This window comes from Thioclava sp. UBA3469 (assembly GCF_002378135.1).
Classification (GTDB): Bacteria; Pseudomonadota; Alphaproteobacteria; order Rhodobacterales; family Rhodobacteraceae; genus Thioclava; species Thioclava sediminum.
In genome coordinates this window covers 1-11,679 of record NZ_DFRG01000102.1, presented here as the reverse complement: position 1 = coordinate 11,679, position 11,679 = coordinate 1, and the positions used below count along the sequence as shown (strand labels likewise).

Genomic DNA, 11,679 nt, shown 5'->3' with positions numbered 1-11,679 from the left:
GCGGCCATTCACCCCGGGATATTTGGGGCAATTGGAAGAAGGGCAGCTTACGCCTTGCGGACGCGGATCACCACGTCGACGCGGGTGATCTCGGCGCCTTCGGGGGCCTGCGGGATCGAAGCGAGTTTCAGTTCCTCAGCCGGGGCATCCGACAGGCGGTTGTCGTCTTCCCAGAAGAAATGCGGGTGATCGTCCATACGCGTGTCGAAATAGCTGCGCGCGCCATCCACCGTTATCTCATGCATCAGCCCCGCGTCGCAGAACGCCTTGAGCGTGTTGTAGACGGTGGCGAGCGAGACCTTCTCGCCCGCATCGCAGGCGGCCGCATAGAGGCTTTCGGCCGTGACATGACGATTTTCCCCATCGCCCACGAGCAATGTGGCCAGCGCCAGTCGCTGACGGGTGGGGCGCAGCCCGCCACGGCTCAGCCAGTCCTGCCCGCGGCGCTGTTCGGTCGAATTCGTCACAGCCATGTCATGTCTCCTCGGTACCTATATGAGACTTTTCCACTCAGGTTTCAATGCAACCGCGCAGGGGCGCGGCCTGTCACCGTCGCCCTTGCGCCACGCGGCCACGCGGTGATAGAGGGATGCAAAAGCACGCCAAAACCGGGAAGGAGCGCCGATGGCTGGGTTTCCGACGAGCTTCGGGAAAGAAGATCTTCTGAAATGTGCACGCGGGGAGCTGTTTGGCCCCGGCAATGCACAGCTTCCGGCGCCGCCGATGCTGATGATGGATCGCATCACCGACATCTCGGGCGATGGCGGCAAGCACGGCAAGGGCCATGTGGTCGCCGAGTTCGACATCACCCCCGACCTGTGGTTCTTCGAATGCCATTTCCCCGGCAATCCGATCATGCCGGGCTGCCTCGGCCTCGACGGGTTGTGGCAACTGACCGGCTTCAATCTGGGCTGGCGTGGCTGGCAGGGTCGCGGCTATGCGCTTGGCGTGGGCGAGGTTAAGCTCACCGGCATGGTCCGCCCGGATCGTAAAATGCTGACCTACAAGGTCGACTTCACCAAGGCCGTTCAGACCCGTCGCCTGACCATGGGTGTCGCCGACGGGATCGTCGAGGCCGACGGTGACGTGATCTACGAGGTCAAGGACATGAAGGTCGCGCTCTCCGAGAGCTGACCCCCATAGACAGACAAGACAGGAGGCCCGCATGCGCCGCGTCGTCATCACCGGTTTGGGCATCGTCTCGCCCATCGGCAACAATGCCGAAGAAGTCACCGCCAGCCTGAAGGCCGGCAAATCCGGCATCGTATTCGCCGAGGATTACGCCGAGCGCGGCTTCCGCAGCCAGGTCAAAGGCCAGCCGAAGATCACGCTCGAGGACCATATCGACAAGCGCAACCTGCGCTTCATGGGTCCGGGTGCCGCCTACAACTTCATCGCGATGGAGCAGGCGCTGGCCGATAGCGGTCTCGAAGAGAGCGACATCTCGAACCCGCGCAGCGGCCTGATCATGGGCTCGGGCGGTCCGTCCACCTCGAACTTCTTCGAGGCGCATCGCATCGTCATGGAGAAGGGCTCGCCCAAGCGGATGGGGCCGTTTATGGTCACCCGCTGCATGAGCTCGACGAACTCGGCCTGTCTGGCCACGCCGTTCAAGATCAAGGGCGTGAACTACTCGATCACCTCGGCCTGCTCGACCTCGGCGCATTGCATCGGCAACGGTACCGAGCTGATCCAGATGGGCAAGCAGGACATCGTCTTCGCCGGTGGCGGCGAGGAACTGGACTGGACGCTGAGCTGTCTGTTCGACGCGATGGGCGCGATGTCGTCGAAATATAACGACACGCCCGAGCTGGCCTCGCGCGCCTTCGACGCGACCCGCGACGGGTTCGTCATCGCAGGCGGCGGCGGTGTCGTCGTGCTGGAGGAACTCGAGCACGCCAAGGCGCGCGGCGCGAAGATCTACGCGGAAGTCACCGGCTACGGCGCGACCTCGGACGGCCACGACATGGTGGCCCCCTCGGGCGAAGGCGGCGAGCGGTCGATGAAGCTCGCGGTCGGCACCCTTCCGGAAGGCCGCAAGATTTCCTACATCAACGCGCATGGCACCTCAACGCCCGCAGGCGACGTGACCGAAGTGCAGGCCGTGCGCCGCGTCTTCGGCGAGGAAAACGTGCCGAAGATCTCCTCGACCAAATCGCTCACCGGGCACTCGCTCGGCGCGACCGGCGTGCATGAGGCGATCTATTCGCTGCTGATGATGGAAAACAACTTCATCACGGCCTCGGCCAACATCACCGAGCTCGACCCGGCGATCAAACCCGAAGAGATCGCGATGGAGCGGATCGACAATGTCGAGTTCGACTCGGTCCTGTCGAACAGCTTCGGCTTCGGCGGCACCAACGCGTCGCTCGTGATGAGCAAGTATCGAGACTAACGGCAAGAACAAACGGCGACAGAAACGGCGGCAGGGACGGGAATGGCGGAACTGATGAAGGGTAAGCGCGGCCTCGTGATGGGGGTCGCCAACGAGCGCTCAATCGCTTGGGGGATCGCGAAGGCACTGGCCGAGCAAGGCGCGGAACTGGCGTTCTCCTATCAGGGCGAAGCCTTCGGCAAGCGAGTCGAACCGCTGGCCGAAAGCGTCGGTTCCAGCTTCCTGCTGGATGTGGACGTGAATGACGACGCCTCGATGGACGCCGCCTTCGCCAAGCTGAAAGAGGAATGGGGCTCGATCGATTTCGTCGTTCACGCCATCGCCTATTCCGACAAGAGCGAGCTTGCGGGCCGGTTCATCAACACCACCCGCGAGAACTTCAAGAACTCGCTGACGATCTCCTGCTACAGCTTCATCGACGTGGCCAAGCGCGCCTCGGAACTGATGAACGAAGGCGGCTCGATGATCACGCTGACCTATATGGGCTCGCAGCGCGTGACGCCCTATTACAACGTGATGGGCGTGGCGAAAGCGGCGCTGGAATCGGCGGTGCGCTATCTGGCGGCCGATCTGGGCCCCGACGGCATCCGCGTGAACGCGATCTCGCCCGGCCCGATGAAGACGCTGGCCGGTGCCGCGATCGGCGGCGCGCGCAAGACCTTCCGCCACACCGAGCACAATTCGCCCCTGCGCCATAACGCGACGCTGGAAGCGATCGGCGGCACGGCCGTCTACCTGCTCTCGGACTATGGCGCCTGCACCTCCGGCGAGATCATCTCCGTCGATAGCGGCTATCACGTCATGGGCATGCCCGCGGCGGAGAACCTGTAAGAAGCCTCGCGCGGACGATCCGCGCCCGGAACGCGGCGAAGCCGCAGGGCGCGCGCCGGCCCGTCCCGACGGGCTGGCGCATTGCCCCCCCGCGCACACCGCTCAAACGACAGAAGTATGTGGCTGGGATAAAGCGCCCAGCCCCAAAGTCATGGCGCGCCACCCCACGGGCCGCCGCGCGCCATGCTACCCATTCCCTCCCTTCCCCCATCCCCTGCCTCGCGCTAGGCTTTCTCGAACACGCAGGGAGGCGCGCATGGCACTCGATTTCTCTATCGGCATCATCGGCTCAGGGATGCTCGGCGCAGCGATTGCCGAGGCGCTCTGGCGCGCGGAGCCCAAGTCGCTTCTGATGGCCAACCGCTCCGGCGCGCGACCTGACATTGACGGCTTCCCGCCGGAGAACGTCCTGACCGATCCGCAGGCGCTGGCAGAGGCTTGCGACGTGGTGATCCTCTGCGTGCCGCCCGCCGCAGCGAGAGACCTCACGATCGATGCGAAAGACAAGCTGGTGATCTCCGTCATGGCGGGCGTGCCTTTGGCCGACCTCACCCGCATCAGCGCCAGCCCCCGCGTGATCCGCGCCATGTCGAGCCCGGCTGCCGCGATGGGCCTCGCCTATAGCCCGTGGTTTGCGAGCGACGCCGTGACCGAAGACGACCGCGCGCGCACCCGTGCTCTCTTCGAGGCCTGCGGGCAGACGGATGAACTGCACGACGAGGCCCAGATCGACCTCTTCACCGCGATGACCGGCCCGGTGCCGGGCTTCGTCGCGGCCTGCGCCGCTGCGATGGCGCGTCATGCCGAGGGTCAAGGCGTCCCGCCCGAGATCGCAGATCGCGCGGTGCGACAACTGTTCCTCTCCGCCGGGCAGATGATGGCCGAGGGCCCGACCCCGGAGACGAGTGTGCAGGAGATGATCGATTACGCGGGCACGACGGCCAGGGGCCTCACCACGCTGCGCGACAATGGCTTTGCCGAGCGTCTGGCCGAAGGGCTCGCCGCCGCGACGCAAGCCTCGCGCGACATCTACTGACCCTTGCACCCGGCCCCGCCGACGCTAGGGTGAGGCTCGGGAGGAAATATCATGTCCATTCAGCTTTGCGTCTTCGACGCCTACGGCACGCTCTTCGACGTCGACGCCGCCGCGCGAAATCTGGCCGCCGAGGAGCCGCGTCTGACCGAAATCTGGCCGCGCCTTGCTGCCGATTGGCGGCGCAAGCAGCTGGAATATAGCTGGCTGCGCGAGGTGATGGGCGATTACGTCGACTTTTGGCAACTGACCCGCGACGGGCTCGATTGGGCAATGGCGGCGCAGGATCTCGACGATCCCGATCTGGCCGAGCGGCTGATGGCGCTTTACCGCGAATTGCCCGCCTTCCCCGAAGTGCCCGAGATGCTCGATGCGCTGCACCATCGCGGTGTCGGACGTGCGATCCTGTCGAATGGCGCGCCGGACATGCTGGGCGCTGCGGTCCATGCGGCGGGCGTGGGGCATCTGCTCGATGAGGTGCTCTCGATCCACGAGATCGGCCATTACAAGCCGCGCGCCGCCGTCTACGACATGATCGCGCAGAAGATGGGCGTCGAACCTGAGAAGACCTGTTTCGTCTCGTCTAACGGCTGGGATGCGGCGGGCGCGGCCAAGGCGGGCTTCCACGTCCTTTGGGTCAACCGCGCGGGCGCCCCGGTCGAGCGGCTGCCCTATAAACCCGCGGCGATCCTGACGGACCTGCGCGCGGTGCCCGACCACCTCTGAGAAGCGCTCACTCGTCCATCTCGCGCAGCGCGCGCCGCAGCCGCATCGTCTGCGCCTGAAACCCTTCCGCATCCGTGTATTCCACGAAATCGCGGTAGCGGAGATGCGGCCCCTTTACCCGATGCGCGTGCTTGATCGGGCACCAGAATTGCTCGGTCCGGCCCGCGATCTCGCGCACATAGCTCAGAAGCCCGTTGCAATAGCCGCAATAGACGCAGTTCAGCTTCTGCAGCGCATTGAGATAGGCCAGATGCTGACGGTCGACCACGATATGATCGGAGCGCTTCACCTTGGCGATGCGGTAGATCGGAAAACAGATCGCCTGATAAACGGTCACGAAGAGGTCGAGCAGCACGAAGGGCACGATCAGCGAATAGATCACCGGGGCGGTCAGAATGACCATCGGGCGCGCATAGGACAGGAAGCGCAACAGCCCTACCCGCGCGCGCCGATGCGCATCGCGAACGCCCGCCTCGAACACCACCCGGTTATGGTCGAGCCGGAACGCCATCGCCTCGCGCCTGCGCTCCCATTCCGCTTCGATTTCGTCTTCGAGCGCACTCAGTCTTTCGTGTAATCTTTCCAGCGTGTCAGCCATGGCGATCTCCCTCTAACGCACTATGATCGCTGACAGGTCAGCAATCCAGAGAGGAGCGGCGTAATGGAATTCTTTACCGCGGATGATGGCGCGAAGATCGCCTATCGCGACAGTGGCAGCGGCGTGCCGGTCTTGGCCCTGTCCGGGCTGACGCGAAACACCCGCGATTTCGACTACGTCGCGCCGCATCTCAAGGACGTGCGGCTGATCTGCATGGACTATCGCGGCCGCGGCGAGAGCGACTGGACCGGCGAGAAAACCTATACCGTGCCGCGCGAAGCGGCGGATGCGCTGCAACTGCTCGATCATCTGGGAATCGAGAAGGCCGCGATCCTCGGCACGTCGCGCGGCGGCCTCGTGGGGATGTATCTCGCGCTGACCGCGAAAGAGCGCATGACCGGGCTCGCGCTGAACGATGTCGGACCTGTCCTCGACGAGAAAGGGCTGAACAAGATCTTCGACTATATCGGGCGCAACCCGGCCGCGAAGAGCTATGCGGAAATGGCTGAAAAGCTGCCCGAGGCGATGATCGGTTTCGACAAGGTGCCGCCCAATCGCTGGGCGATGGAGGTGCGCCACCACTACGTCGAGACCGATGACGGGCTGAAGATCAATTACGACCCGGCCCTGCGCGATGCCTTCCTCGGCGCCTTCAAGGGCGGCGTGGAGCCAGCCTGGCCGCTCTTCGAGGCGACCGAGGGACTGCCCATCGTCCTGACCCACGGCGCGAATTCCGATCTGCTGACCGACGCCACTGTGGACGAGATGCAGCGCCGCCGCCCGGACATGATCTATGCCCGCGTCGCCGACCGCGCCCATATCCCCTTCCTCGACGAACCCGAGGCGCTGGCCGCCCTCGAAGCGTGGATCGAGCGGATCAAAGGGTGAGCGAGGCCCGTGTCACCCTTGTCGCCAGCGCGATCACGCTGATCACGGGCGCGCTCTGGGGGCTTTATTGGCTCCCGGTGCGCGCGCTGGACGGGCACGGTCTGGCGGGCGCGTGGGGCACGGTTGCGATCACATTGGTCGCCTGCGTGGCCCTCGCACCCATCGCCTGGACCAAGCGCTACGAACTCGCTACCGCCACGCCAGCCGCGCTGATCTCGGTCGCGCTTGGCGGGGCGGCCTTCGCGCTCTATTCGATCGGCTTTCTCTATGGCCGCGTCGCGCTGGTGATCCTGCTGTGGTTTCTCACCCCGGTCTGGTCGGTGCTGATCGGGCGGTTCGTGCTCGGCTGGCCCGTCTCGCGCCTGCGGCTGGCCGCGATCGTCATCGGCCTGTCGGGGCTCGGCCTGATGCTGGGCGCAAGCGGCGGCCTGCCCCTCCCCAGCAGCTTGGGCGAATGGATGACACTCGTAGGCGGCGTGATCTGGTCAGTCGCGACAACGGGGATGCGCACCAAGTCGACGCTCTCCCCCGGCCCCGCCACCTTCGTCTTCGCGGCAGGCGCGGCCCTCACCGCGCTTTGCCTCGCGCCGTTCCTTGCGCCCCTCCCCGCGAGCGGGGTCGATTGGCCCGCAGCGCTCGGCCTGACCCTCTCCGCCGGGGTGTTCTGGTGGGGCGCTGCGACCGCGGCGCTGATGTGGGCGACCGTGCGGCTCGAACCGGCGCGGATCGGGATTTTGCTGATGAGCGAGGTACTGGTCGGCGCGGTCTCCGCCGCACTGATCGCGGGCGAACGGCTCGCCGCACTGGAGATCGCAGGCGGCGCGCTGGTGCTGGGCGCAGGGCTGCTGGAGGTCTGGCCCGGGCGCCCCACGCAGCGCCCCGCCTGACCCACCCCATCCGCAAACAAAAAAGGCGCCCCGCAGGGCGCCTTTTTCATAAGATCGCGGCGAGGATCAGTCCTTCGCGCGCTCCACATAGGTGGTGTCTTCGGTGTTGATCACGATGCGGGTGCCCACGCCGATATGCGGCGGCACCATCACGCGGATCCCGCCGGTGCAGAGCGAGGGTTTGTAGCTCGACGAGGCGGTCTGCCCCTTCACGACCGGCTCGGTCTCTTCGACCTCGACGGTGACTTTCTGCGGCAGGTCGATCGCGATCGCGTTCTCCTGGAAGGTCTTGAGGTGAACGCGGATACCATCGCGCAGGAAGACCTTCGCGTCGCCGATCACGTCTTCCTGCACCGCGAGCTGCTCGTAGGTCTCGGGGTCCATGAAGTGATAGCCTTCGCCATCCTCGTACAGGAAATCGTATTCGCGCTCTTCGACATGGGCGCGCTCGACCTGCTCGGTCGTGCGCCAGCGCTCCGACACCTTGGTGCCGTCCGAGATGCGGCGCATATCGACCTGCGTGACAGGCGTGCCCTTGCCGGGATGGATGTTCTGCGCGGTGATCACGACGTAGAGCTTGTCGTCGATTTCAAGCACGTTGCCCTTGCGGACAGAGGAAGCGATGACTTTCGCCATGAAAGGACCCCTTTGAATTCGGATAAAACAGGCTCTGGCGCCCGGATTGCAGAGCGCCTAAACCATTTGCGCCCCGATTTCCAGCCTGAAAGGCCTGTCATGCCCCCGTTCTGGACGCCCGAGCGCCACGCCGACCGCCGCCCCGCCCTTCTCGCGCGCAACCGCATTCAGGCGGCGCTCCGCGGCTGGCTGGCGGCAGAGGATTTCGTCGAGGTCGATCCCTGTGCCTTGCAGGTCTCGCCCGGCAACGAGGCGCATCTGCACGCCTTCGCCACCGAGATGATCGGCAATGACGGTGAGGCGCGCCGGATGTATCTCCACACCTCACCCGAATTCGCGATGAAGAAGCTGCTGGCGGCGGGTGAGCGGCGCATCGCCGCCTTCGCCCATGTCTGGCGCAACCGCGAGGCGGGCAAGCGGCATTCGCCCGAATTCACCATGCTGGAGTGGTATCGCGCGGGCGAAGACTATACCGCGCTGATGGCCGATTGCGCGGCGATGCTGCGGCTGGCAGCCGAGGCCGCGCGATCGTCGGTGCTGCGCTATGGCCCCGCCGAATGCGATCCCTTCGCCGAACCCGAACGACTGTCGGTCGCGGACGCCTTCCAGCGCCATGCCGGGATCGATCTGCTCGCCACCTGCGACGGGGCGAAGACCGACGCGGAAGCCCTGCGCGCGCAATGCGAGGCGATCGGCTTTGCGGTGGCCGACGCGGATAGCTGGTCGGACATCGTCTCGAAACTGCTAGTCGCGAAGGTCGAGCCGCATCTGGGCCATGGCCGCGCGACGATTCTGGACCGCTATCCGCTGGCCGAGGCCGCGCTGGCCCGCCCTGCCCCGGATGATGGCCGCGTAGCCGAACGGTTCGAGCTTTACGCCTGCGGGGTCGAACTCGCGAACGGCTTCGGCGAGCTGACCGATCCGGCCGAACAGCGCCGCCGCTTCGAGGGCGATATGGATCTGAAGGAAGAACTCTATGGCGAGCGTTACCCGATCGACGAAGATTTCCTCGCAGCGCTCGAGATCATGCCCGAGGCGTCCGGCATCGCGCTTGGCTTCGACCGGCTGGTGATGCTCGCGACCGGCGCGCCGAAAATCGAGGATGTGCTCTGGGTGCCGGTGGGCGGCGCGACGGGCTGAGCCTCAGCCCTTCCCGCCCTTCTTCTCGGCGGCATGATCGGCCAGCACCTTGAACGGCACCACCCGCAGCGCATCGCGATGGGTCGAGGCCAGCATCACCTCGGGCGCGCAGCCCTCCTGCACCGCCTGCAGGAAACGCGAGGCGCACAGGCACCATTGGTCGCCCGGTTTCAGTCCCGGAAAATCATATTCCGGGCGCGGCGTGCTCAGATCGTTGCCGAGATATTTCGAGAAGGCGAGAAACTCCGCCGTCATCACCGCGCAGACCGTATGCGAGCCGCTATCCTCCCAGCAGGTGTTGCAGCTGCCATCGCGGAAGAACCCGGTCCGGGGCTTGAGCGAACAGGGCTGCAAGGTTCCGCCCAGCACGTTGATCGCCTCATACATCTGCATCGCGCGGCCCTCCCTTTCAGGAAACCTCTGCGATGCGGCGCAGCATGGCAAGGTTTTCCTCCTCGACGCCCTCCTCCTTGAAACGCCAGTCGGCGGCGTTGATCGCGATGACCGTGTCGGTCGCGGGGCTGACATAGATGTGCTGGCCATAGATGCCGCGCGCGAAATAATCGCCGCCGTGATCCGTCGTGTCGACGGGCACCCACCATTGGTAGCCGTAGCCCTCGCCCTTCGGCGCCTGCAGCGCGGTGGATTGCGCAACCCAGTCCTCGGGCACGATCTGGCGGCCGTTCCAGAATCCCTTTTGCAGGAACATCTGACCGAAGCGCGCATAGTCCCGCGTCCGCAGGTTCAGCCCGCCAAGGACGAAGCTGACGCCCAGCCCGTCGGTCAGCATCACCGGCGTGGCTTCCAGACCCATCGGTGCGATCAGCAGCTCGCGCATCACCTCCGCCGGATCGGACCCGGTCGCGCCGGCGATCACCATGCCCAGAACATGCGTGTCGATCGAGACATAGAGCATGCGCGCGCCCGGCTCCGCTTCGCGGATCTTGAGCGAGGCGGCGAAGGCGTCCATCGACCGCCCCATCGCGAGAACACGGCCCATCTTGTTGATATCCGAATGGAAATCCAGATAGTCCTCGTTGAAGGCCACGCCCGAGGACATCACCAGCGCATCGCGGATCGTCACGCCATCATAGCCTGAGCCCTTCAGCTGCGGCGCAAAACGGGTAAGCGGCGCGTCGAGATCGGGGATCACGCCCTGATGTTGCATTATGCCCAGCGTGGCCGAGAGGAAGCTCTTCGCCATCGACCAGGAGATGCGCAGATCTTCCGGCGCAGTGCCGCGGAAATAGCGTTCATGCGTGATCTGGCCGTGACGCAGCTTCACCAGCGCGGTTATCCAGCGCCGGTCGATCCAATCCTCGACGCCGTCGGGCAGCGCATCCTCAGCGCCGCGCGGCAAGTCCGACACCGGCCCTTCGCCACGTGCGATCTCGCGCGAATGAAACAGCGCGGGCATGTTGGAGAAATTGCCGACGATCCGGTCGGGTTCGAACAGACGGTTCACCGCGCGCAGCCGCGCGATCTCGTCGCGCTTCCACCATGCGAGCCCCGCAATCGGCAGCGCCGCCGCCATGCCGACCCGGATCGCGCCCCGCATCGCCTTTTGTCCAAGCTGTTTCATCCCGTGCCCCTCGCCGCATATCGTCACGGCAAGGAAGCACGCCCCACGCCGCTGCGGCAAGAAGAACCGGGCGTCATCGCGGAGATGCGACTGGCGCGGAAGGTCAGTAGATATAGCGAATCTGGTCGGTCCAGTAGCGCTCCATCCGGCGCAGCGTGTGGTTCATCTCCTCCATCGCATCGAAGGTGATGACGCCGCGCGTCTCCATCCCGCAGGCGTGCCGCTCGAACAGGGTCGCCACGTTCTCGCGCAGCTCGCGCCCTTTCGCAGTCAGGCGCACCCGCACCGAGCGGCGATCTATCTCGCAGCGCTGATGGTGCATGTAGCCCGCCTCCACCAGCTTCTTGAGATTGTAGGAGACGTTCGAGCCCTGATAATAGCCGCGGGTCTTCAGCTCCCCCGCGGTTACCTCGTTCTCGCCCACGTTGAACAGCAAAAGCGCCTGCACCGGGTTGATCTCGAGGATGCCCAGCCGCTCGAACTCGTCCTTGATGACGTCGAGCAGCAAGCGATGCAGCCGCTCCAGCAGCGAGAGGCTGTCCAGATATCCCGCCATCAGCCCCGGCGTCGCCGGGACGGGCGTCATGTCGCTTGCAGATTTCTGCACGGTCATAGCATTCTCCGCCAGTTTCGCTGCCCCTGACGCAAGACAGTGGCGGGAAATGGCAAAGATACCGTTAAGCGGCCCGAATTCTCCGAAAATTCGCGCAAAACCCTATGAAATCCGGGGCTTCCGCGCCGTTTTCAGGTTTTCGTAATGTGCCGTTCGCGGGCGAATTGGCCGATTACGGAGAGCAATTCGAGGTATTTCGGCGGGCAAGGCTGCGCGCCCGAGACCCACGGATACAGGTCCTGATCGTTCTCTTCGAGAAGCTGGTCATAGAGATCGAGAGTGGCGGCATCCAGATCGGGCAGGCACGCATCGGCGTAAGGCCCGAGGATCAGGTCCATTTCCTTGATCCC

Annotated in this window: 15 protein-coding genes; 8 read left to right on the top strand and 7 right to left on the bottom strand. The window is 65.0% G+C overall.

The annotated features are described in order from the left end of the window. Positions 1–47 precede the first annotated feature (47 nt). Positions 48–473 carry an iron response transcriptional regulator IrrA gene (gene irrA / locus B3D39_RS08590; protein ID WP_078520235.1) on the bottom strand — a complete coding sequence of 142 codons (426 nt, stop codon included), beginning with the start codon at positions 471–473 and terminating at the stop codon, positions 48–50. A gap of 151 nt (positions 474–624) precedes the next feature. Between irrA and fabA the strand changes: the two genes are divergently transcribed. The 5 genes from fabA (at position 625) to B3D39_RS08565 (ending at position 4,985) form a co-directional block, all read left to right on the top strand. Beyond that, on the top strand, positions 625–1,134 hold the full coding sequence (gene fabA, locus B3D39_RS08585; RefSeq protein WP_075776914.1) for a bifunctional 3-hydroxydecanoyl-ACP dehydratase/trans-2-decenoyl-ACP isomerase: 510 nt from the start codon (positions 625–627) through the stop codon (positions 1,132–1,134). Positions 1,135–1,165: 31 nt separating this feature from the next. Then, on the top strand, positions 1,166–2,395 hold the full coding sequence (gene fabB / locus B3D39_RS08580; protein ID WP_078570130.1) for a beta-ketoacyl-ACP synthase I: 1,230 nt from the start codon (positions 1,166–1,168) through the stop codon (positions 2,393–2,395). A 42-nt stretch (positions 2,396–2,437) separates the two neighbouring features. After that, complete coding sequence (locus B3D39_RS08575; protein WP_078547986.1) at positions 2,438–3,226, top strand: enoyl-ACP reductase FabI; 789 nt, start codon at positions 2,438–2,440, stop codon at positions 3,224–3,226. Between the two features lie 256 nt (positions 3,227–3,482). Further along, entirely contained in the window at positions 3,483–4,262 is a 780-nt protein-coding gene (locus tag B3D39_RS08570) for a pyrroline-5-carboxylate reductase family protein (protein ID WP_274963561.1), read from the top strand. 51 nt (positions 4,263–4,313) lie between these two features. Then, positions 4,314–4,985, top strand: coding sequence for a haloacid dehalogenase type II (locus tag B3D39_RS08565; RefSeq protein WP_274963560.1), 672 nt, complete (start codon positions 4,314–4,316; stop codon positions 4,983–4,985). A 7-nt stretch (positions 4,986–4,992) separates the two neighbouring features. Here B3D39_RS08565 and B3D39_RS08560 read toward each other — a convergent pair whose 3' ends face one another. Continuing rightward, on the bottom strand, positions 4,993–5,583 hold the full coding sequence (locus B3D39_RS08560; protein ID WP_274963559.1) for a hypothetical protein: 591 nt from the start codon (positions 5,581–5,583) through the stop codon (positions 4,993–4,995). 63 nt (positions 5,584–5,646) lie between these two features. Between B3D39_RS08560 and B3D39_RS08555 the strand changes: the two genes are divergently transcribed. Both B3D39_RS08555 and B3D39_RS08550 read left to right on the top strand, forming a co-directional pair. After that, the gene (locus B3D39_RS08555) at positions 5,647–6,471 is read left to right on the top strand and encodes an alpha/beta fold hydrolase (protein WP_274963558.1); all 825 of its coding nucleotides are present in this window, start codon (positions 5,647–5,649) and stop codon (positions 6,469–6,471) included. Beyond that, entirely contained in the window at positions 6,468–7,358 is an 891-nt protein-coding gene (locus tag B3D39_RS08550; protein ID WP_274963557.1) for a DMT family transporter, read from the top strand. The genes B3D39_RS08555 and B3D39_RS08550 overlap by 4 nt, the downstream gene beginning before the upstream one ends. A gap of 66 nt (positions 7,359–7,424) precedes the next feature. Here the strand turns inward: B3D39_RS08550 and efp are convergent, their stop codons facing one another. Next, positions 7,425–7,994 (bottom strand): elongation factor P, encoded by a 570-nt coding sequence (gene efp / locus B3D39_RS08545; protein WP_098411617.1) that lies wholly within the window; start codon positions 7,992–7,994, stop codon positions 7,425–7,427. A gap of 99 nt (positions 7,995–8,093) precedes the next feature. Here efp and epmA point away from each other — a divergent pair, with 99 nt between their 5' ends. After that, positions 8,094–9,134: an EF-P lysine aminoacylase EpmA gene (gene epmA, locus B3D39_RS08540; RefSeq protein WP_274963556.1), complete on the top strand. Its 1,041-nt coding sequence runs from the start codon at positions 8,094–8,096 to the stop codon at positions 9,132–9,134. 3 nt (positions 9,135–9,137) lie between these two features. Here the strand turns inward: epmA and B3D39_RS08535 are convergent, their stop codons facing one another. The 4 genes from B3D39_RS08535 to B3D39_RS08520 all read right to left on the bottom strand — a co-directional run. Further along, complete coding sequence (locus B3D39_RS08535) at positions 9,138–9,527, bottom strand: DUF2237 family protein (protein ID WP_274963555.1); 390 nt, start codon at positions 9,525–9,527, stop codon at positions 9,138–9,140. A gap of 16 nt (positions 9,528–9,543) precedes the next feature. Beyond that, a complete protein-coding gene (locus B3D39_RS08530) occupies positions 9,544–10,716 on the bottom strand; it encodes a serine hydrolase domain-containing protein (protein WP_274963554.1) in 1,173 nt (390 codons plus the stop codon). A gap of 103 nt (positions 10,717–10,819) precedes the next feature. Then, positions 10,820–11,329 carry a MarR family winged helix-turn-helix transcriptional regulator gene (locus B3D39_RS08525; protein ID WP_078520247.1) on the bottom strand — a complete coding sequence of 170 codons (510 nt, stop codon included), beginning with the start codon at positions 11,327–11,329 and terminating at the stop codon, positions 10,820–10,822. A gap of 131 nt (positions 11,330–11,460) precedes the next feature. Continuing rightward, the coding region (locus B3D39_RS08520) for a succinate dehydrogenase assembly factor 2 (RefSeq protein WP_286789603.1) at positions 11,461–11,679 on the bottom strand (219 nt) is incomplete at its 5' end.

Excerpts from the sequence above, each read along its gene's own strand:
- irrA (WP_078520235.1), bottom strand. The coding sequence starts at position 473 with ATGGCTGTGACGAATTCGACCGAACAGCGCCGCGGGCAGGACTGGCTG.
- fabA (WP_075776914.1), top strand. The coding sequence starts at position 625 with ATGGCTGGGTTTCCGACGAGCTTCGGGAAAGAAGATCTTCTGAAATGT.
- fabB (WP_078570130.1), top strand. The coding sequence starts at position 1,166 with ATGCGCCGCGTCGTCATCACCGGTTTGGGCATCGTCTCGCCCATCGGC.
- B3D39_RS08575 (WP_078547986.1), top strand. The coding sequence starts at position 2,438 with ATGGCGGAACTGATGAAGGGTAAGCGCGGCCTCGTGATGGGGGTCGCC.
- B3D39_RS08570 (WP_274963561.1), top strand. The coding sequence starts at position 3,483 with ATGGCACTCGATTTCTCTATCGGCATCATCGGCTCAGGGATGCTCGGC.
- B3D39_RS08565 (WP_274963560.1), top strand. The coding sequence starts at position 4,314 with ATGTCCATTCAGCTTTGCGTCTTCGACGCCTACGGCACGCTCTTCGAC.
- B3D39_RS08560 (WP_274963559.1), bottom strand. The coding sequence starts at position 5,583 with ATGGCTGACACGCTGGAAAGATTACACGAAAGACTGAGTGCGCTCGAA.
- B3D39_RS08555 (WP_274963558.1), top strand. The coding sequence starts at position 5,647 with ATGGAATTCTTTACCGCGGATGATGGCGCGAAGATCGCCTATCGCGAC.
- efp (WP_098411617.1), bottom strand. The coding sequence starts at position 7,994 with ATGGCGAAAGTCATCGCTTCCTCTGTCCGCAAGGGCAACGTGCTTGAA.
- epmA (WP_274963556.1), top strand. The coding sequence starts at position 8,094 with ATGCCCCCGTTCTGGACGCCCGAGCGCCACGCCGACCGCCGCCCCGCC.
- B3D39_RS08535 (WP_274963555.1), bottom strand. The coding sequence starts at position 9,527 with ATGCAGATGTATGAGGCGATCAACGTGCTGGGCGGAACCTTGCAGCCC.
- B3D39_RS08530 (WP_274963554.1), bottom strand. The coding sequence starts at position 10,716 with ATGAAACAGCTTGGACAAAAGGCGATGCGGGGCGCGATCCGGGTCGGC.
- B3D39_RS08525 (WP_078520247.1), bottom strand. The coding sequence starts at position 11,329 with ATGACCGTGCAGAAATCTGCAAGCGACATGACGCCCGTCCCGGCGACG.